Genomic DNA, 20,052 nt, shown 5'->3' with positions numbered 1-20,052 from the left:
CGCTCACTAAATCGACTCATTGGCCCGCCCCACCCCCGGGCCCCTAATCATCATCATGCCCCCCGGGCTGGGGCGCGCTCCAATGATCACCCGCACGCCAGCGAATAGATGTGCTGGACCTCTCCCGGCAGCGGCATCGCCTGCCAGGTCCTGCCGGCATCGCGGGTGCCGAAGACCTCGCCGTCGTAGCGGGCGCCGATATAGACCTGTCCGGCATCGGTCGGATGCAGGCCGATCGACATGATGGTGCCGTGCACTTTGACCTTGTCGAAGCGCGTCCAGCTCTCGCCGCCATCCTCGCTGCGATAGAGGCCGCCGTCCTGGCTCGCCGCGGCGACGGAGAGGGCGGAATAGAGGGTGTTGGACTCGACGGGCGAGACGCGGATGTCACGACCATAGGTGGTGGGCGAGAAACGGCCGACCTCCATGTCCTTCCAGGTACGGCCTTGGTCGCTGCTGCGGAACAGGCCCATGCGCACGGCGAGCCACAGCCCATCGGGATCGGCCGGGTTGATGGTGACGGCATGACCGTCGAGCATGCCTTCAGCGGTCGTGTCACTCACGATCCGGCTCTTGAGATGTTCCTGTTCGGCGAGCTTCAGCAGGCCGGCACTGCAATCGGTCCACGTCTGGCCGAGATCGATGCTGCGCATGACGCCGTTTATTTCGAGCGCGGCGTAGAGTTCGTCGTGGCGCCGGGGATGCTGGACCAGCCGCATCACGCGGGATGCAAAGGGGCCTGTGCAGTGCGTGTCGATGGCCGGTGCGGGGAGGGCCTGCCACGACGCACCGCCATCGTCGCTGCGATAGACGCCGATCGGCGAGGCACCGGCAAACACCCTGTCCGGATCGCGCGAGTCGACGAGGAACGACCAGACTTGCTTGCCGGCGTCAGGGAAGGCGGTCCGGCGGAAGGTGGCGCCGCGATCCGTGCTGCGCCACACGCCGTCGTTCGTTCCGGCGAAGACGATCTCCGGATTTTGCGGATGGACGAAGACGGTGAAGGCCTGGACGGCGCCCAGCACGTGCTGCCAGTCGCCGCCCGAGGTGCCGCGACGGAAGATGCCGACGCGGCCCTTGTGGTCGGGCTTCCCGAAATAGCCGGCGACGCCGACATAGAGGTTCGACTGCTCAGCCATTTCGGACTCCCGGTTCAGTTCTTCTTGACCAGCGGGCACTCGCTATCGGCCAGTGGCCGGAAGGCTTCCTCGCCGGAGATAGTAGCCAGCAGCTTGTAGTAGTCCCACGGGCCCTTCGACTCGGAAGGCTTCTTCACCTCGAAGAGATACATGTTGTGCATCTTGCGCCCGTCCTGGCGGACATAGCTGGCGCCGAACAGCGGGTCGTCCCACTTGGCGGCCTTCATCGCGGCCATCACCTTTTCGGCGTTGTCCGTTCCCGTCGACTTCACCGCGTTCAGGTAGGCGAGCGTCGCCGAATAGAAGCCGGCCTGCGCGGAGGTCGGCATCTTGCCGTTGAAGCGGGCGGCGAAGCGCTTCGAGAAGGCGCGCGTCTTGTCGTTGAGGTCCCAGTAGAAAGCCTCGGTCAGGTTCAGGCCCTGCGCACGCTCGAGCCCCAGCGAATGGATGTCGGAGATGAAGACCAGCAGGCCCGCGAGCTTCTGGCCGCCCTTGACGATGCCGAACTCCGCAGCCTGCTTGATCGAGTTGATCGTATCACCGCCAGCATTGGCGAGACCGATGATCTGCGCCTTGGAGCCCTGCGCCTGCAGCAGAAACGACGAGAAGTCGTTGGTGTTGATCGGATGCTTGACGCCGCCGACCACGGTTCCACCGGCCTTCTTGACGACGGCGGAGACATCGCGCTCGAGCGCATAGCCGAACGCATAGTCGGCGGTGAGGAAGAACCAGGTCTTGCCGCCGGCCTTGACGACTGCCGAGCCGGTGCCATTGGCGAGCGCGGCCGTGTCGTAGACCCAATGGATCATGTAGGGATTGCAGAGCTTGCCGGTGAGGTCCGACGAGGCGGGATCCGGGGCGATGAAGATGCGCTTCTTGTCGCCGGCGACGCGGCCGGCCGCGATCGACGAAGAGGAGGCGCCGGCCCCCATCACCATGTCGACTTTCTCGTTGTCGAACCAGCGACCCACCGTCGTGGCCGCGACGTCCGCCTTGTTCTGGATGTCGCCGGAAATGAACTCGATCTTCTGGCCGAGCACGGAGCCGCCGAAATCCTCGATCGCCATCTGGGTGGCGAGCACCGCGCCCGGTCCGTTGATGTCGGCGTAGAGGCTCGACAGGTCGGTGGCGACCCCGATCTTCAGTGTATTGTCGGAAAGCTGGGCCGCCGCTGGCAGGGCCCAGGCCGCAAGGCAGAATGCGGCCGTACTGAACAGGTTCCGTCTCATCGTTTCTCTCCCTAGGCTTTGTTATTGGGCGAAGCCTATCAAGGCCCCGGCATTCTGCAAGGCGGAGGAGACATCCCATGATCGAGAAAATTCTGGACATCCCGACCCGGGACGGGGCGATGGAAACCTTCATCTGCTACCCGGAGCGGGGCGGACCGTACCCGCCGGTCCTTTTCCTGATGGATGCGCCGGGTATCCGGGAGGAGCTCTATGACATGGCCCGGCGCCTGGCGACGGTCGGCTATTACGTGATGCAGCCCAACCTCTACTACCGCGCCGGCACCGACACGAAGTACGGGCCAGACGTGCTGAAGCATGGCAGCGACGAGCACGCGCGCATGCGGTCCGTCCGCACCAAGATGACGATCCCGCCGGTCATGGACGACGTGGCAGCGATGATCGCCTTCGCGGACGCGCAGAAGGAATCGAAGAAGGGCCCAGTGGGCACCCACGGCTATTGCATGAGCGGCCCCTATTCGCTGGCGGCGGCCGCGCGGTATCCGGACCGGATCGCGGCGGCGGCGTCCTTCTACGGCACCTGGCTGGTGAGCGAAGCGGTCGAGAGTCCGCACCTGACGCTCGGGAAGGCGAAAGGCGAACTCTACATTTCCTGCGCCGAGCACGATGAACTGGCGCCGCCCGAGATGGTCAAGGAACTGAAGGCGCTGTTCGACAAGTCAGGCGCCAGGGGCGAGCTCGAGATCCAGCCCACCGTGCATCACGGCTTCGCCTTCCCGCAACGCTGGTGCTACGACAAGCCTGCTGCCGAACGGCACTGGGAGCGCTTGATCGCCCTCTACCGCCGAAACCTCGGCTGACCGCGGAGACGAGGATCAGGGCGCTTCGCGTGAGGCGGGCTTGCACGCCTGCCAGTCTTCGAGTTTGGCGCGGGCGCCGTTCTTCGTCGGGTCCATCGCTGATTCCTGACCCGGCACCTTGGCGGCAAGCTCGATCACGTAGCCGTTCGGATCACGAAAATAGATCGACCGGATGAAATGATGATCGGAGACGCCGCGGACCTCGCGGCCCTCCGACTTTCCCTTGGCGAACATCCGCTCGAGATGCTCGGGTTCGACCTCCAGGGCGATGTGGAGGTCGAAATCGTGCTGGTCCTTGAAAGCGAACGGCATGTCCGGTGCCTCGAAGAAAGCGAGGCAGGAGCCGTCGTCGAGTTGGAAGAAGGTGTGTAGAACCCCGGCCCCGGTCCCGCGTCCGGTCTTGGTTTCCTCGATCTTCAGCGTATGGACGAGGGGGAGGCCGAGGAAGTCCTCGTAGAACTTCCTCGTCTCTTCCGAATCGTGGCAGCGATAGGCATTGTGGTGCAGACCCTTGATCATCGAAACCTCCGATCATTCATCTGCCCGAGTCTAACGCCGTCCTAGCGGTCGAGCCAGACATCCTCGAAACGCCAGTGATTGTAGATGGTGTTGACCGCAAGGTTCACGGCCTTGACCTCCGGGCGCCAGCAGGTGCCGCCCCAGCCATGCTGGATCACCGGGCGTGCGCCGTCCTCCTGCAGCTTCTTGTCGATTTCCCACACGAGCTTCCGACGGGCCTCTAGGTCGGTCATCATCGACTGCTGGTCGAACAGCTTCTCGACCTCGGGATTGCAGTAGTTGGTGTAGTTGCGCTCCGAACCGCAGCGGAAGGTCTCGTAGAAGACGACATCCGGATCGTCGACGCCGACGCCCTGGACGTTCATCCCAATGGAGAAGTCGCGGCGCATCATCCGGTTGTACCAGACCGCGGTTTCGAGCGGCTCGAGTTCGGCCTGGATGTTCACGTGTTTCAGATGGTCGATCAGGATGACGGCCGGATCGCGATAGCTCGGGATGTTCCGGGTCGAGACCTTGATCTTCAGCGGCTTGTCGGAGGTGTAACCAAGTTCGGCCATGATCTTGCGGCCTTCCTCCCGCGACTTGGCCACGTCTGGATCATAGCCCGCCACGCTCGTCAGGAACTCCGTGGGCATGCCCCAGAGCCCTTCCGGCGGCGGCAGCATCGCACCGCCGATGCGGTAGTTGCCCTGGCCCAGGATCTCGTTGAAGGCGCTGCGGTCGATGGAGAGTGCCATAGCGCGGCGCACCTTCGCATCGTCGAAGGGCGGCTTCTCACGATTGACCAGCAGGTTGGCCTGGGTATTCGTCGGCTGCGCCTCGCAGATCGCCGTCGGCGCCTGGACCTTGAGGTCGTTGACCATGGACGGCGTGACGACGGAGGTGAAGGTCATGTCGAGCTTGCCGGCAACGAAGGTCAGCAGCGAGGTTGCCCGGTTGGGGATGATCGAGAACTCGATCGCGTCGAGGTAGGGCCGGCCCGGCTTCCAGTAGTCCGGGTTGCGCGCGAGCTTGACCGACTCGTTCTGCTTCATCTCGACGAACTTGAACGGACCGGTGCCGATCGGCTTCTGCCGCATCTGCGCCGTCGAGACGTGGCAGGGATAGACCGGCGAGAAGGCCGCGGCGAGCATGGTGAGCAGCGACGGCTGCGGGCGCTTGAGATGGAAGGTCGCTTCGCGGTCGCCATTGACCGTGACCTTCTCGAGATTGAAGTACCAGGTCTTGCGCGGGTTCTTGCGCAGCTTCGATTCGTCGGAGATTACCATGTCCCAGGTGCACTTGACGTCGGCGCTGGTGAAGGGTTTGCCATCATGCCACTTCACGCCGTCTCGCAGCTTGAAGGTGAGCTGCTTGCCGTCGTCGCTCCATTTCCACTCGGTGGCGAGTTCCGGGATGATGTTTTCAGGCCTGTTCTGCTTGGTCTTGGGATCGAACATCACGAGGTTGTTGTAGACCGACATGAACGGCATGACGGTCGAGATCGTCGCCTCCTCGTGGATCGAGGCGCTCGGCGGATTGTCCATGTGGGCGATCTTGAGCGTGCCGCCGGATTTCTGCGCCCAGGCGGCGGGAGCAACGGCCAGGGCCGCGACGGTCGCGGCGAGCGCCAATACTGGGATCTTCATTTTCGTTTCCTCCTTTTGTTTGTGATGACGCTAGCACTTCGCTGTGCCTAGAGTTGGGTCATGAAGATCATCAGTTTGCTGGTCGGAATGCTGCTCGCGGTGCCGGCCGTCGCCCAGGACTATCCTTCCAAGCCGATCAAGATCGTTACGGCCTTCGGGCCGGGGACCGCGACCGACATCGCCGCGCGCGCGATCGGGCAGGACATCGCCGTGCAGACCGGGCAGACCGTCGTCATCGAGAACAAGCCCGGCGCGGAAGGGCAGATAGCCGCCCAATCCGCGGCGGCGGCGGCACCCGACGGCTACACGCTGTTCTTCACCACGCAGACGACCCAGGCGATCAATCCGCACGTCTACAAGTCGCTGGCCTACGATCCGGTGAAGAGTTTCGCGCCGGTCGCCGGCATCACGCTTGGTGCTCAGATCGTGATGGTGCGCAACGACCTCCCGGCGAAGACGATCCAGGAATTTGTTGCGCTTGCGAAGGCGCAGCCCGGCAAGCTGAGCTTCGGCAGCGGCAACGGGTCGAGCCGCGGCGGCGCAGAGCTGTTCCGCATCATGACCGGGACCGACCTGCTGGGCGTGCCCTACAAGTCCCAGCCGCAGGCGATCGCCGACCTGTTGGGCGGGCGTATCGACATCATCTTCTCCGACTTCACAGTTGGCCTGCCGCCCGTCCTCGATGGACGCGCGCGCGGTCTCGTGGTGACCAGCAAGCAGCGCATTCCGGGCCTCGACCAGTTCCCGACCGTGGACGAGAGCGGCGTTCCCGGCTTCGAGATGTGGGCCTGGACGGCGCTCTATGCGCCCGCGGGCACGCCGAAACCGATCATCGACAAGCTCAACGCTCTCGTTCGCCAGGCGGCGAAGTCGCCGGCCTATCTCAACCTGCTGAAGACCAGTTACGGTATCTCGTTCGTCGGATCGCCCGAGGAGCTTGCGGCCTTCCAGGCGGCGGAAACCAAGAAGTGGGCCGAGATCGTGTCGACCGCCGGGATGAAGGAGCCCTAAGCTCCTGCCACCGGTCGGCGGGCGGCGATGATCTGCCAGATCGCCGCCCCGAAGACACAGGCCGCTACGGCAAAGAAGGCCATACGGTAGCTGACCATCGAGGCGATCAGCGCGAAGATCGGGGGACCGAACACGGCGCCCGAAAAGGCGAGGGCGGTCTGTACTGCCGCAATGGGAGCGGCCTCGCCCGGGGGCGAGAGATGCGCAAACTCAGCCTGCGACGTGCCATTCCAGCTGATGACGACCGAGCCGTAGCCCATCACGACCAGAGAGATCAGCCAGAAGGGCGTGTCGGCCTCCAGGAGACCGGTGGCGATGCAGCCGACGGTCATGCCGATGCCGGTCCATCCCAGGAGCGCCATGCGGGGAAACCGGTCGCCGGCACCGCCACTCACCAGACGTACCCCCGTGCCGACGAGCTGCGACAGGGTCAACAGTGCACCGGCCTCGGCGATCGACAGGCGGCAATGCTCGTAGAGATAGGTGACGAGATAGAAGGTGAACGTGTGTTGGGCGACCACGTAGATGAAGGCCGACCACCCGAGCACGCGCAGCTGGGGGTGGCCCAGCACGAAGCGGATGGACTTCCAAATGCTCTTGGCCGGCCCGCGCGTGGTCGCGACGACGTCGAGGCTGGGGCGCAACGGCTCGACGATGAGGGCCGCAAGGATGGCCGTCCCGGCGGCGACGAGGCTGGCGCCGCGCCAGCCGATCTCCGACAGCAGGAACGGAAAGATGATTCCGGCCAGGCCGAAGCCGATCGGCACGCCGGTCTGCTTCAGTGAAAAGACCATGCCGAAATATTCGCGCGGGACGCGTTGCGAAAGGACGTGCGCCGAGGCGGGATTGATCGGGCCTTGAGCCGCGCCGATGAAGATCACCGCCACCACGGTCGCGGCGACGGCCGACACGGCGTTGAAGGCGAGGCCGATCGCCGCCATGAGCAGCGCGGCCTGGCAGACCCGCACGGCGCCCAGCCGCACGATCGGTCCGGCCGCGGCGAGGGCCATGCTCGCCGCGACGGCGTAGATGATCGCCGTGAAGATGCCGACCAGCTTGGGATCGATGGCGAGGTCGCGGGCGACCTCGGGCATCATCACGCTGAGCGATATCACCGAAAGCGAGATCATCACCTGGATGGCCAGCATGCTGGCCACCGGGATGATCACGCGTTTCATGGCCGAGGCCTACAGGCCGTAGAGGTCGGCCTTGTTCAGGATCGTGTTGCGCAGGATGCGGATCGAGGCGACGTCGACCATGATGCCGTCGACGTTGATCGCACCGAGGCCCGCCGCCTCGGCTTCGGCATAGGCCTTCTCGAGCTTGCGGGCGCGGGCGATGTCCTCGGGCTTGGGCGAATAGACATCGAGCGCGATGTCGATCTGTGAGGGATGGATCGCCCACTTGCCGACGCAGCCCAGAATCATGGAGCGCTTGCACTCCTCGCGGTAGGCGTCGGGATTCTTGAAGTCGGCGAATGGGCCGTCGACCGGATCGATGCCGGCGGCGCGGCAGGCCATGATGAGCCGGAAGCGGGCGTAGTGCCAGATGTCACCGGGGTAGCCGTCGGTCTCGCCGACATTCTTGTTGGTGACGCCCATCGAGGCCGAGAAGTCGCCCATGCCGAAAACGAGGCATTCGAGGCGCGGCGTGCAGGCGGCGATCGCGTCGACGTTCTGCATGCCCTCGACTTCCTCGATCAGCGCTTCGAGGCCGATCCTGCGCTTCATCTTCAGCTTCTTCTCGATCTGATGAAGCAGCTTGTCGGCGAACAGCACGTCGGACACCGTCTGCACCTTGGTCATCATGATCGTGTCGAGATGCTCGCCGGCACCCTCGACGATCTCGATGATGTCCTCGTAGGCATATTCGGTGGTCAGGTCGTTGATGCGCACGCAACGCGTCTTGCCTGTCCAGTTCAGTTCCTTGAGGCCCTGGATGATCTTCTTGCGGGCGTCGCGCTTCTGGCTGGGGGCGACGGCGTCTTCGAGGTCGAGGAAGACGTGATCGGCCTTCGACTCCGAGGCCTTCTGGATCATCTTCTCGCTCGACCCCGGGGTCGAGAGCTGGACGCGGCGGGCGCGCTTGGGACGGTCGGTCATCTATCTTCTCCTTAAGCTACGATCTTGTCGGCACGCAGCCGGGCAATGTCGCCCGCGCCGAAGCCGATGGTCTTCAGATACTCGTCGGTATGTTCGCCCAGCAACGGCGCGCGATGGCGCACCTTGCCGGGAGTCTCGGTCATCTTCACGGCGACGCCTGCGATCTGGACCTCGTGGTCGAGGCCGGGATGGGGCACCCAGGGCAGCATGTCCCGCGCCTTGAAGTGGGGATCGGCCACGATGTCCCGCACGTTGTAGACGGGCGAGAAAGGTACCTTGCCGCCGAAATGCGCCAGCAGCTCCTGTTTCGTGCGCTGGCGCGTGAAGTCGGACACTGCGGCGATGAGCACGTCCTGGTTGGCACGCCGATCCTGCACGGTGATGAACCGCGGATCGGTTGCGAACTCGGGCTTGTCGATCAGCCGGCACAGGATCGGGAAGTGGGCGTCGGCATGGGCCGCGATCGTCACGAACCCGTCCCCGGCCGGGAACATGCCGAACGGGCAGAGCAGGGGATGATGATTGCCCTCGGGGTGGGGCAGCGTCTGGGCATAGGAGTGCTGGTGCATGATGCGTTCGCAGACCGCGAGGATCGCGTCGACCATACCGACATCGACGAACTGGCCCTGGCCGGTCTTGTAGGCGCGCAGGATCGCCGAGACGATGCCGAAGGCGCAGGTGATCGCGGGCACGATGTCGCCGACGCCCGGCCCGACCTTCATCGGCGTGTCCTTGTCGGGGCCGGTGATGGCCATGATGCCGCCCATCGCCTGGCTGATGACGTCGTAGGCCGGAAAGTCCGAGTAAGGGCTCTTGCCGGTGCGCACGTCGCCGAAGCCGCGGATGGTCGCATAGACCAGCTTCGGGTTGCGGGCGTGCAGGGTCTCGTAGCTGAGGCCCAGGCGATCCATGACGCCGCCGCGATAGTTCTCGACCACCGCATCGGCATTGTCGCAGAGCTTCAGGACGAGGTCGCGGCCGGCCTCCGTCTTGAGGTCGATGGCGATCGACTTCTTGTTGCGGTTGACCGAGGCGAAGTAACCGCCGAACGCCTTCAGCCTGTCGTCTACGTGATACGGCCCGATGATGCGGGTGTGGTCGCCGTCGAGCGGCTCGACCTTGATGACCTCCGCGCCCTGGTCGGCCAGCAGCATCGTGCAGTAGGGGCCGGCCAGCATCTGCGTGAGGTCGACGATCCTCACGCCATCAAGCGCACCCAGAACTTCAGTGCCGCTCACTTGTCTCCCCAGTGACTGCGGCGCTTGATCAGGACGGTGCGCTCGCCTTCGAAGATGTGCTTGTCGTCCTGGTTCACGCCGTAGTGCTTGAAGCGGACGACGCCGGCGTCGTCCTGCTGGGCGTCCTTCTTCTCCAGCACCTCGGTGTAGCAGTAGAGCGTGTCGCCGTGATGGAGCGGACCCTTGAGGCGGATCTTGTCCATCCCGAGTTCCATCAGCGCATTCTCCGCGGTGTCCTCGGCGGCGAGGCCGATGCACATGGAGATGGTGACGCCGCCGAAGCCCAGGCGCTGGCCGTAGGGCGTCGACTGGGTCAAGTGCTCGTTGAAGTGGGCCTCGGCCGTGTTCATGGTCACGTTGGTGATCCAGACCTGCTCCATCGGCTCCACGGTCTTGCCGCGCGCGTGCTTCATCACGTCGCCGACCGTGAAGTCCTCGAAGTAGTTGTGCCTGCCGGTAAGTGCGGAGACTTTGAGACTTGAAGCTGGCATCAGTTCCTCCCGCGGCCGAGCAGGCGATCGGAGATGATGCGCTTCTGGATTTCCGAGGTGCCTTCGAAAATCTTGGTGAGACGCGCGTCGCGCCAGTGACGCTCGACGGCATGCAGGGTCGTATAGCCGGCGCCGCCATGGATCTGCAGGCCTTCGCTGCAGACCCGCTCCGCCATCTCGGAGGCAAACAGCTTGGCCATCGACGCTTCCTTGTCGCAGCGCTGACCGGTGTCGATCTGCTCGCAGACGAAGTAGTTGAGCTGGCGGGCGGCTTCGATCTGCGTCGCCATGTCGGCGATCTTGAAGCGGATCGCCTGGAACTCCGAGATCGACTGGCCGAACTGGCGGCGCTCGCCAGCGTAGCGGATCGAATCGTCGAGGGCGCCCTGGGCCAGACCGATCGCGCGGGCGGCGGTGTGGGCGCGGGCGGTCTCGAGACCGGCTGTCGCGTAGTAAAACGCTTGGCCTTCATCGCCGATCATGTCCTCGGCCTTGACCCGGCAATTGTCGAACGCGAGTTCCCAGGTCTTCCAGCCGAAATAGCCGATCTTGGGAATCGGCGACCCGCTGCAACCCGGCATCAGCTCGCCACGCTTCTTCTCGACGAAGAACATCGACAGGCCGAGGTGACGCTTGCCCGGAGGCGCTTCGGACGTGCGCGCAATGATGATCATGAAGTCGGCGCCGTCGGCGAAGGTGCACCAGTACTTGTTGCCGCTGATCAGATAGCTGTCGCCATCCTTCTTGGCCCGGCAGGAAATGTTGGAGATGTCCGAGCCGGCATTGGGCTCCGACATCGAGAAGGCGCCGAGGAATTCGCCCTTGGCCATGCGCGGCAGGTAACGCCTGCGCTGTTCCTCGCTCATCTTGTGCGAGCCGATCAGCAGGTTGCCACGGGCGATGATGGAGGCGACGCTCATCCAGCCGCGCGACAGCTCTTCCGTCACCAGGCAGTATTCCGAGCAGCCGAGTCCAAGGCCGCCATATTCTTCCGGGATCAGGATGCCGAAATAGCCGAGCTCGGCCATCTTGTCGCGCAGATCCATCGGGATGTCGCCCTTCTCGGGATCGAGCTTGTTGGCGACGGGCAGCACTTCGTTCAGCGTGAACTCGCGCGCCTGCTCCTGGATCATGCGGCGCTCTTCGGTGAGGAAAGGCATTAGTTGGAATTCCTGAGACGGACGAGGTTGGTGCGCTTGAAGTCGATGACGAGCTCTTCGCGCTGGTTGAAGCCCTTGCTGTGCCACGTAACGATCCCGAACCCCTTGTGGGAATCCGAGACACGGCGGTCGAGGACGACCGATTCCGCGCGCAGCGAATCGCTGGGATAGACAGGCTGGTGATAGGTGAGTTCGTTGACGCCTAGGAACGGCCCGCCACCCTCGCTCAGATCCTCGACCGTGAGACCGAACACCGTCGTGAAGACGAGCAGGGGATTGGCCACGATGCCGGGATGGCCGTGGGCCTGGGCGTAAGCGGCGTTGTAGTAATGCGGATTGAAGTGCAAGGTCAGCGTCGTGAAGAGCGTGCTCTCCGACTCGGTGATCGTGCGACCCCAATGGTGCCTGAACACGCGGCCGACTTCGAAATCCTCATAGCGGTTGCCCTTGGGCACCAGCCGGGCGCGGGCCCTGAAATCCTCTTTCATTCGTACTCCTGTTTACGCCTCTCGCCCTGACGGGGGAGAGCAATATGATTATTTCTTCGCCGACGCACGTACGAGTTCGCCGACATCGTCGAGGCCGTCGATACGTTCAATCGCGTCCTGCAGACGGCGGGCGCCAGCGGTGCCGAGCAGCGGCGTTACCAGGCTGTCGAACTTGGTTTCGATCGCTTGCCGTTGCTTGCCGATATCGGCCCAGGGGATTCCCGAATCGTGGGTGACTTCGATGGTCGTGCCGTCGTCGAGCTGGATCGTCATCTCGGCCAGCGAGTGCGCCCAGTGCGGCTGGAACTCGATCGCCATCTTGTCGCGCAGCTCCTTGATGCGCGGCTCCTGGGTCACGGCCTCGTTATAGGAGTCGAGATTGGCGGTATCGACGCCGGTCAGCGCCATCGCCACGGTCTGACGCAGCGAAAACTTGGCTTCGAGGCCGGTCGTCGGGTTGGGGATGTTACAGACCTTGTCGGCGCCTGAATCGATCCGCAGCAGGATCTTCTGCACCCGCTCGGGCGGGAAATTGTTCTTCAGCCGGATTTCCTTGGCGCACTCGATGGGGGCGTGCGTCAGGTAGCAGGCCGCGTGGTACTTGAAGAGGTTGTTGCGCAGGTGCCAGCCCGAGGGCGGCTCGCCCAACGCCGTCTCGGCGTTCAGATGGTCGCTCTGTGAAGAGGCGAATCCCTGGTCGCACTCCAGCGAGTCGCCGCGCGCGGTGAAGCCTCTGGCGGCCAGCCGAGCAGCGCGCAATCCGTGTTCCGAAGCGGTGCCGGCATGCAGGGGCTTGCACATGGTGCCGAAGTTGGACTTGAGGCCGGCGGCCTGCGTGGCGGCAATGCCGAACGCGACGGCGAGCTGGCGGTCGTCGAGGCCCAGCATGCGGCCCGCGGCGGCGGCGGCGGAGAAGGAGCCGACCGTTCCGGTGACGTGGAAGCCCTTCTGATAGTGACTGGGTGCCACGAGCCGGCCGACGCGGCCAGAGGTCTCGTAACCCGCGACGAAGCTTTCGATGAACAGACGCCCCGACGCCTTCATCTGCTCGCCCAGCGCCAGCAGGGCCGGCACGACGGTGACGGTGGGATGGCCGCCCATCGAGAAGTTCACGTCGTCATAGTCGAGGGCGTGGCTGGCTGCGCCGTTGATCAGGGCCGCCGTCGAGGGCAGCACGGTCTCGGAGCGGCCGACCAGGGTCGCGGGACCTTTGGCGCCATCCTCGAGCGCCTCGGCGATCAGGATGTTCGTCAGATCTTCCTGTGCACCGGCGATGGTGACGGCAAACCAGTCGAGCAGGCACTGCTTGGTGCGTTCGACCAGATCCTCCGGCAGGTCCTGCCAGGCGAGGGCGGCGGCGCGCTTGGCGATTTCGGCCGTGACCGGAACGACGGCTGCCATGTTTTCCTCCTGAGTTTTATGGCGCAAGTGTCGGCCAGCACACGCCGCCTTGTCCACCATCGGGGCTTTCGCGCATCGATACGGCCCAGACACAACAAAGCCGCCCGGAGGCGGCTTTGTGCCGACTATCGTCGATCCGTCAGTCGCAGCAGCGAGCCAAGGCAGGAACGATCCTGGTGGCGGCAACTGCAGAGATCGCCGGCGTCGTGATGGTGTAGTTCACAGGATCACCTCCTTTCGATGTTGATGGGATTAGGAGCCTCGCACAGCGCGGGCGGGCCGTAAACACGCCTAACGCTTTTTCGCGACGACGTGGAAGATGTGCCAGTGCTTGGCGTTGCCGCGCGGCGTGACGCCGTCGGCTTCCTCCTCCTCGAACATCTCGACTTCGAATCCCTGCAGAAGGCCGAGCGCCTCGTCGCGCGAGAGGAACGTCATGCCCGGCCGCCCGATCCAGCTGTCGCGCGGCCCGTACCATTGACCGGAGAATCGTCCACCCGGAGGAAGCGCTTCGCGAATGCGGTCCCAGGTTCGGCGGAAGGCCTCGGGCTGGCAAAGGGGCATGGCGAAGCTCGAATTCACGAGGTGCACGCCGAGCGGGATCGGCACCTCTTCGAGGCGCGCGTTGACGGGCGTGACGTCGCTGCCCTCGGGCAGGGGCCGCGCCTGCAACTGTCGCAGCGCTTCGGGTTCTGCATCGACGGCAACGACCTTCCAGCCGCGGCGCAGCATCTCGATCACATCCCGGCCGTCGCCGCATCCGAGATCCATGACGAGGGCGTCATGCGGTGCCTCGCCGAACGCATCGAGCGCGGCGAGCAGAGTCTTGCGAGGAGGGCGGTCACGAAGTTGCTGGTAATACGCGGCCCAACTGGCCGACCGATCGCTTTCCGTCATGCGCATTCTCTCAGGCTGCGGCGCTTGTCGTAGGGGTCATCGTATGATCGTATCGCCTTCACGAGCAATGAACCAACAAAGTAACGACCCGGGAGGAAACATGACGAGGTTCGGAAGGCGGCTGGCTCTGGCCATGGCGCTCGTGTTCACGCCGCTCGCGGCGCGCGCCGATCTGAATGCGCTCACCGAGGCCGCCAAGAAGGAAGGCGAGCTCACCTGGTACGTTGCCCACTACACGTCCGAGGGCGCGGAAGATCTGGGCCGCGGTTTCACCGAGATGTACGGCATCAAGGTCAACGTCGTGCGCACGACGGCGCAGGTCGCCTATCAGCGCCTGTTGCAGGATCTCAAGAACAACCAGACGATCTGCGACGTCTTCTCGTCGACCGACCTCGGCCACTATGCCCGCCTCAAAGCCGAAGGCCGCCTCGACAAGTACGTGCCGGAGAACATGTCGAAGATCTCTCCGGTCTTCCAGAATTTCGATCCCGCAGGCTTCTATCAGACCACGGCGGCCGGCATGGTCGTGATCACCTACAACACGACCAAGGTGAAAGCCGAGGACGCGCCCAAGAAGTGGGAGGACCTGCTCGACATCAAGTGGAAGGGCAAGGTCTCGACCGGCCATCCGGGTTTCTCCGGCTATGTCGGTACGTGGGTGCTCTCGATGAAGAAGCTCTACGGCTGGCAGTATTTCGACAAGCTCGAGAAGAACAAGCCGCAGATCGGCCGCTCGATCAACGACACGGTGACCGCACTGAACGCCGGCGAGCGGCAGGTCGCCGCGGGCTCTGACGGCTCGACTCTGTTCAGCGCGTCGCGTGGAAATCCGCTGGCCGTCGTCTATCCCTCCGACGGGGCCGTGCTCATCATCTCGCCGTCGGCTATCATGAAGGGGACGAAGCATCCGAACGCCGCCAAGCTCTTCATGGAGTACCTCTACACAATCGAGGCGGCGAAGATCAGTGCCAAGCACTTCCTGATCCCGCTGCGTCCCGAGGTCCCGTCGCCTCCGGGCGCCAAGCCGATCAGCGAGATCAAGGTGATCCGCCCGACCGTCGAGGAGGTGGACAAGGGCATTCCCGATGTGATCGAGCAGTGGCGCGATACGTTCGGCAACTGATCGACGCCTGACCATGTCGGTGACGGTTCCGACGATCGATACGATGCCGGTGCGCCCCATGCGTGCCAGTCGCTTCGATTCGTCCTGGCTCCTGTGGATCGCGATCATCGCGGTCCTTCTTTTCCTGGTGGTGAGCCCGTTCGTCTACCTGGTCATCACCAGCTTCCAGACGGAGCGTACCGGCGAATTCACCTTCGCCAATTACGCGACGGCTTATGGTCGGGCGCGGTACGTCGAGGCCTTGGTCAATTCGCTGAAGCTTGGCGCCGTGTCCGCCTTGCTGGCGGGCGTCTTCGCGGTGCCGCTGGCGTGGGCCGTGGCGCGGACCAACATGCCGGGCCGCGGTCTCACCCGCATGCTGGTGCTGGCGACCTTCATCACGCCGCCCTACACCGGCGCCGTCGCCTGGATTCTGCTGGCCGGGCCCAATGCCGGCTGGCTCAACCGCTTCTACATGATGGTGACCGGCGCAGAAGCGGGGCCCTTCAACATCTACAGCTTCACCGGCCTCGCGGTCGTCATCGCGCTCTACTCGTTCCCCTACATCTTCATCTTCACCACGGCGGCGCTGGAGCTGGTGTCGTCGGAGATGGAGGATGCCGCAAACATCCTGGGGGCAGGGCCGTGGCGCACCATGCGCAAGGTCACTCTGCCGCTCGCGCTGCCGGCCATCCTGGGGGGCATGATCATCTGCTTCCTGGAAGCGATCGCTTTGTTCGGCTCGCCCGCCATGATCGCCATTCCGGCGCGCTTCAACGTGGTGACGACACAGCTCTTCCAGTTCTTCGGAAATCCCGTCCGGGTCGAGGTGGCGGCGGCCTATGCCATGCCGCTGCTGGGCGTCACGATCCTGCTGGTGCTGGTCCAGCGGCTGATCGTGCGGCGCAAGGGCTTCGTGGCGCTGACCGGCAAGGGCGGCGAGCGGCGTCCGATCCTGCTCGGCCGCTGGCGCTGGGTCGTGTTCGGCTATGCCATGTTCGTCGCCGCACTGTCGGTGTTCCTGCCCTATATCTTTCTGATCCAGTCGGCCTTCGCCAAGGCCTGGGGCCGCGGATTCACCCTCGACAACATCACCTGGGCGAACTTTCGCTTCATCCTGTTCGAGCATGCGACGGCGGCCCAGTCGGTCATCAACAGCTTCGTCTATGGCGCAATCAGCGCCACCGTCGCGGTGTTCCTGACCCTGGGCGTGGCCTACATCGTCGCGCGGCGGCTGATCCCGTTCGGCGGCGTGCTGGGCTTCCTGTGCGTCGCGCCCTTCGTGATCCCGGGCGTGGTTCTGGCGATAGGCTTTTATGCCGCCTATGCGCCGCCGCCGCTGGCGCTTTATGGCACGGCGCTGATCATGATCCTGGCCTTCACGACACGCTTCCTGCCGGTGGGCTACGTCAATGCCAGTGCCGCCATCAACAGCCTCAACCCCGAGATGGAGGAGGCGGTCCGTGTGCTCGGCGGCAGCCGTCTGACGGCATTACGTCGCGTCGTGGCGCCGCTGCTCAAGCGGAATATGATGGGCGCATGGCTTCTGATCTTCATCCCGGCGACGCGCGAACTGTCGGCGGCGATCTTCCTTTATGGTCCCAACACGAAGGTGGCGTCCGTCATGATCTTCGACATGAGCGAGGAGGGGAACTTCGAACGCCTCGCCGCGCTCGCGCTGGTCCTGCAGGTGCTGACCCTGCCGCTCCTCTGGATCGGCCAGAAGGCCTTGGGCCGCGACTTCATGCTGAGGCGTAACGCGACATGAGCAAGCTGGTTTTGAAGAATGTCGCCAAGCGCTACGGCGCGTTCGAGGCGGTGGCCGATTTCTCCCTCGAACTGGCGAAGGGCGAGTTCGTTTCCCTGCTCGGTCCGTCGGGCTGCGGCAAGACAACGACCCTGCGCATGATCGCGGGCTTCATGCCGCCCAGTGGCGGCAGCATCGAGATGGATGGCAAGCAGATTTCTTCCGCCTCGGGCGTCGTGCCGCCCGAGCATCGCCGCATGTCCATGATCTTCCAGAGCTACGCCATCTGGCCCAACATGACGGTGGGTGAGAATGTCGGCTTCGGCCTGCAGATCCGGAAGCTGTCGCGCGCCGAGATCGACCGGCGGGTCGACAAGATCCTGGACGTCGTCCAGATGCGCAACCTCAAGGGCCGCTACCCGGCCGAACTGTCGGGCGGCCAGCAGCAGCGCGTCGCCCTGGCCCGCGCCATCGTCGTCGAGCCCGAAGTGCTGCTGCTCGACGAGCCGCTGTCCAACCTCGACGCCAACCTGCGCGAGGAGATGCGGTTCGAGATCCGCCGCCTGCACGACGAGTTCAAGATCACGACCGTCTACGTCACCCACGACCAGTCCGAGGCGATGGTGACGTCTGACCGGATCGTCGTCATGAACAAGGGCAAGGTCGAGCAGATCGACGCCCCGCATGTGCTCTACGGGCGTCCCAAAAGCCGTTTCGTGGCCGGCTTCATCGGCCGCACGAACTTCGTGGAAGGGACGGCGCAGGGCAGCGACGTGCGTTTCGACGGCTTCGGCGCGCCGGCCGCGGCGCTCGAGGGCGCGAGCGGCGGAGGCAAGCTGTCCTATTCACTACGCCCGCAGGCGATCGGCTTGTCGACTCAGCCGTCCGGCGGCGCCGGATTGTCAGTCGAAGCCGAAATCGTCGACCGGTCCTATCTCGGCGAATACTGGGACTATCAGGTCCGACCGCTGGGCGGCACGAAGCCGCTACGCGTTTCGACCGCCCCGACCGTCGTTTTCGAGGTCGGCAGCCGCGTCTGGCTGGAGATCGCGCTGTCCGCCATGGTACGGGTAGAGTAGTTCCAAACGTAGAGTGAGAGCATGACCGCAGGACCGCTAGCCCGTTTCAAAGTCCTCGACCTGACGCGCGTGCGCGCCGGTCCCACGGCTGTCCGCTACCTCGCCGACTGGGGCGCCGACTGCATCAAGGTCGAGATGCCGCCGTCGGCCGGCGAGATGGACATGGGCGGTCCGCGCCATGGGCCCGATTTCCAGAACCTGCATCGCAACAAGCGGTCGATCACGCTCAATCTCAAGGAGGCGGACGGCAAGGCCGTCTTCATGAAGCTGGTCGAGCAGGCCGACGTGGTGGTCGAGAACTACCGCGCCGACGTCAAATTCCGCCTCGGCATCGACTATGAGAGCCTGAAGAAGGTGAATCCGAAGATCATCCTCGGATCGATTTCGGGCTTCGGCCAGGACGGACCCTATGCCGAGCGTGCCGGCTTCGACCAGATCGCCCAGGGTATGGGCGGCCTGATGATGGTGACCGGCAATCCGGGCGAGGGCCCGATGCGTGCCGGCATCGCCGTGGCCGACGTGGGCGCAGGCCTGCACTGCGCCATCGGCATCCTGATCGCGCTGCTGGAGCGCGAGACCTCGGGTCAGGGCCAGTGGGTCTCGAGCTCGCTTTTGCAGGCGATGATTTCGATGTGCGACTTCCAGGCGGCGCGCTGGACGATGTCGAAGGACGTGCCCGGCCAGGCGGGCAACAACCACCCGACCTCGATCCCGACCGGCGTCTTCAAGACCAAGGACGGCTACATCAACATCGCAGCGTCTGGTGGGCATATCTACAAGCGGTTCTGCGAGGCCGTCGGCTCGCCGGAACTCTACACCGACGAGCGGTTCAGCACCGACAAGGGACGTGCCCAGAACCGTGACGCGCTGAACGACGAAATCAACAAGCGGGTTGCGCAATACGGCAGCGCCGACCTCGTCGAGAAGCTGAACAAGGCGGGCGTGCCCGCCGGCCCGATCTACAAGATGGACGAGATGTTCGCCGATCCGCAGGTCAAGCACCTGAAGATGGCCCATCCCGTGCATTCGCCCAAGCTGGGCGACATCGAGCTGATCGGCCAGGCCATCAACATGAGCCGCACGCCGTTCGAGATGAAGACGGCGACGCCGGAGCAGGGCGAGCATACCGACGATGTGCTCAAGGAAGCCGGCTTCGACGCAGCGGCGATCGCCGACTTCCGCAAGCGGGGCGTGATCTGAGCATGATCAGCCCGACGCCGAACATGATCGCGGAGAAGGTGGGACCGGTCGGCCGGCTCGTCTTCAACAAGCCGCAGAAACACAACGCCACATCGACCGACATGTGGGAGGCGATCCCGGTCATTCTCGACGAGTTCGAGAAGGACCCGGCGATCCGCGTCGTGGTCGTCACTGGCGCGGGCGACAAGGCCTTCGTCTCGGGCGCCGACATCTCGGAGTTCGAGAAGGCGCGCAACACGCCCGAGCAGGTCGCCTACTACGACAAGATCGGCGAGGAGGCCAACCGGCGCCTTCACCGGTGCTCCAAGCCGACGATCGCCCGAATCCGGGGCTACTGCATCGGCGGCGGGCTGGCCGTGTCGCTGCTCTGCGATATCCGCATTGCCTCGGAGAACAGCCGGTTCGGAGTCCCGGCGGCTCGCCTCGGGCTGGGCTACCGCGCCAGCGGGCTGAAGATCCTGACCGACCTCGTGGGCCCGTCCCACGCCAAGGAGATCTTCTTCACCGCGCGGCACTTCAATGCCCAGGAAGCCTTCGGCATGGGGCTGGTCACGCGCGTCGTGCCTGACGCCGAGCTCGATTCCTATGTCGAGAACTACTGCCGGATGATCGGTGAGAATGCGCCGCTCACCATGCACGCCGCCAAGCGCACCATCGAGGAACTGACGCGCCTCGACGGCGAGCCCGACTTCGCCCGCCTCAACGGGCTGGTGAAGCAGTGCTTCGATTCGGAAGACTATGTCGAGGGCCGCACGGCCTTCATGGAGAAGCGTAAACCGGTGTTCAAGGGACGTTGAACGGGA

General features: G+C 64.4%; 19 protein-coding genes. 7 read left to right on the top strand and 12 right to left on the bottom strand.

Annotated features, from left to right (window positions below; all coding sequences use genetic code 11):
* Nucleotides 1-86: 86 nt before the first annotated feature.
* Both ACT6UX_RS12725 and ACT6UX_RS12720 read right to left on the bottom strand, forming a co-directional pair.
* Nucleotides 87-1,139: a WD40/YVTN/BNR-like repeat-containing protein gene (locus ACT6UX_RS12725; RefSeq protein ID WP_444775532.1), complete on the bottom strand. Its 1,053-nt coding sequence runs from the start codon at nt 1,137-1,139 to the stop codon at nt 87-89.
* Nucleotides 1,140-1,153: 14 nt separating this feature from the next.
* The gene (locus tag ACT6UX_RS12720; RefSeq protein ID WP_444775531.1) at nt 1,154-2,368 is read right to left on the bottom strand and encodes an ABC transporter substrate-binding protein; all 1,215 of its coding nucleotides are present in this window, start codon (nt 2,366-2,368) and stop codon (nt 1,154-1,156) included.
* A gap of 77 nt (nt 2,369-2,445) precedes the next feature.
* On the opposite strand from ACT6UX_RS12720, the gene ACT6UX_RS12715 reads away from it, so the two are divergent.
* Nucleotides 2,446-3,186: a dienelactone hydrolase family protein gene (locus ACT6UX_RS12715; RefSeq protein ID WP_444775530.1), complete on the top strand. Its 741-nt coding sequence runs from the start codon at nt 2,446-2,448 to the stop codon at nt 3,184-3,186.
* A gap of 15 nt (nt 3,187-3,201) precedes the next feature.
* Here ACT6UX_RS12715 and ACT6UX_RS12710 read toward each other — a convergent pair whose 3' ends face one another.
* Nucleotides 3,202-3,705, bottom strand: coding sequence for a VOC family protein (locus ACT6UX_RS12710; protein ID WP_444775529.1), 504 nt, complete (start codon nt 3,703-3,705; stop codon nt 3,202-3,204).
* Between the two features lie 41 nt (nt 3,706-3,746).
* The gene (locus tag ACT6UX_RS12705) at nt 3,747-5,333 is read right to left on the bottom strand and encodes an ABC transporter substrate-binding protein (RefSeq protein ID WP_444775528.1); all 1,587 of its coding nucleotides are present in this window, start codon (nt 5,331-5,333) and stop codon (nt 3,747-3,749) included.
* 60 nt (nt 5,334-5,393) lie between these two features.
* Here ACT6UX_RS12705 and ACT6UX_RS12700 point away from each other — a divergent pair, with 60 nt between their 5' ends.
* Nucleotides 5,394-6,344 (top strand): Bug family tripartite tricarboxylate transporter substrate binding protein, encoded by a 951-nt coding sequence (locus tag ACT6UX_RS12700; protein ID WP_444775527.1) that lies wholly within the window; start codon nt 5,394-5,396, stop codon nt 6,342-6,344.
* On the opposite strand, the gene ACT6UX_RS12695 is transcribed toward ACT6UX_RS12700, so the two are convergent.
* From ACT6UX_RS12695 to ACT6UX_RS12660, 8 genes are all read right to left on the bottom strand, one after another.
* Entirely contained in the window at nt 6,341-7,522 is a 1,182-nt protein-coding gene (locus ACT6UX_RS12695; protein WP_444775526.1) for an MFS transporter, read from the bottom strand. The two genes, ACT6UX_RS12700 and ACT6UX_RS12695, sit on opposite strands and share 4 nt — an antisense overlap.
* Nucleotides 7,523-7,531: 9 nt before the next feature.
* Nucleotides 7,532-8,446, bottom strand: coding sequence for an HpcH/HpaI aldolase/citrate lyase family protein (locus ACT6UX_RS12690; protein ID WP_444775525.1), 915 nt, complete (start codon nt 8,444-8,446; stop codon nt 7,532-7,534).
* 11 nt (nt 8,447-8,457) lie between these two features.
* A complete protein-coding gene (locus ACT6UX_RS12685; protein ID WP_444775524.1) occupies nt 8,458-9,684 on the bottom strand; it encodes a CaiB/BaiF CoA transferase family protein in 1,227 nt (408 codons plus the stop codon).
* A complete protein-coding gene (locus ACT6UX_RS12680) occupies nt 9,681-10,175 on the bottom strand; it encodes a MaoC family dehydratase (RefSeq protein WP_444775523.1) in 495 nt (164 codons plus the stop codon). The genes ACT6UX_RS12685 and ACT6UX_RS12680 overlap by 4 nt, the downstream gene beginning before the upstream one ends.
* A complete protein-coding gene (locus ACT6UX_RS12675; RefSeq protein ID WP_444775522.1) occupies nt 10,175-11,335 on the bottom strand; it encodes an acyl-CoA dehydrogenase family protein in 1,161 nt (386 codons plus the stop codon). Before ACT6UX_RS12675 ends, ACT6UX_RS12680 begins: the two co-directional genes overlap by 1 nt.
* Complete coding sequence (locus tag ACT6UX_RS12670) at nt 11,335-11,823, bottom strand: MaoC family dehydratase (protein WP_444775521.1); 489 nt, start codon at nt 11,821-11,823, stop codon at nt 11,335-11,337. The genes ACT6UX_RS12675 and ACT6UX_RS12670 overlap by 1 nt, the downstream gene beginning before the upstream one ends.
* A gap of 48 nt (nt 11,824-11,871) precedes the next feature.
* Nucleotides 11,872-13,224, bottom strand: coding sequence for an MmgE/PrpD family protein (locus ACT6UX_RS12665; RefSeq protein WP_444775520.1), 1,353 nt, complete (start codon nt 13,222-13,224; stop codon nt 11,872-11,874).
* 291 nt (nt 13,225-13,515) lie between these two features.
* Nucleotides 13,516-14,121, bottom strand: a complete 606-nt coding sequence (locus tag ACT6UX_RS12660) for a class I SAM-dependent methyltransferase (RefSeq protein WP_444775519.1) — start codon at nt 14,119-14,121, stop codon at nt 13,516-13,518.
* A gap of 100 nt (nt 14,122-14,221) precedes the next feature.
* Between ACT6UX_RS12660 and ACT6UX_RS12655 the strand changes: the two genes are divergently transcribed.
* The 5 genes from ACT6UX_RS12655 to ACT6UX_RS12635 are packed head-to-tail and all read left to right on the top strand — an operon-like array spanning nt 14,222 to nt 20,046.
* Complete coding sequence (locus ACT6UX_RS12655; protein ID WP_444775518.1) at nt 14,222-15,244, top strand: ABC transporter substrate-binding protein; 1,023 nt, start codon at nt 14,222-14,224, stop codon at nt 15,242-15,244.
* Between the two features lie 13 nt (nt 15,245-15,257).
* The gene (locus ACT6UX_RS12650; RefSeq protein WP_444775517.1) at nt 15,258-16,991 is read left to right on the top strand and encodes an ABC transporter permease; all 1,734 of its coding nucleotides are present in this window, start codon (nt 15,258-15,260) and stop codon (nt 16,989-16,991) included.
* Entirely contained in the window at nt 16,988-18,049 is a 1,062-nt protein-coding gene (locus ACT6UX_RS12645; protein ID WP_444775516.1) for an ABC transporter ATP-binding protein, read from the top strand. The genes ACT6UX_RS12650 and ACT6UX_RS12645 overlap by 4 nt, the downstream gene beginning before the upstream one ends.
* 21 nt (nt 18,050-18,070) lie before the next feature.
* The gene (locus ACT6UX_RS12640; protein WP_444775515.1) at nt 18,071-19,249 is read left to right on the top strand and encodes a CaiB/BaiF CoA transferase family protein; all 1,179 of its coding nucleotides are present in this window, start codon (nt 18,071-18,073) and stop codon (nt 19,247-19,249) included.
* A gap of 2 nt (nt 19,250-19,251) precedes the next feature.
* The gene (locus ACT6UX_RS12635; RefSeq protein WP_444775514.1) at nt 19,252-20,046 is read left to right on the top strand and encodes an enoyl-CoA hydratase; all 795 of its coding nucleotides are present in this window, start codon (nt 19,252-19,254) and stop codon (nt 20,044-20,046) included.
* The last annotated feature ends 6 nt before the right edge of the window (nt 20,047-20,052 follow it).

It is taken from the genome of Reyranella sp. (genome assembly GCF_052439685.1).
Lineage (GTDB): Bacteria > Pseudomonadota > Alphaproteobacteria > Reyranellales > Reyranellaceae > Reyranella.
Note: the sequence above shows the minus strand (reverse complement) of the source record. Positions and strands in the feature narration are given on the sequence as shown.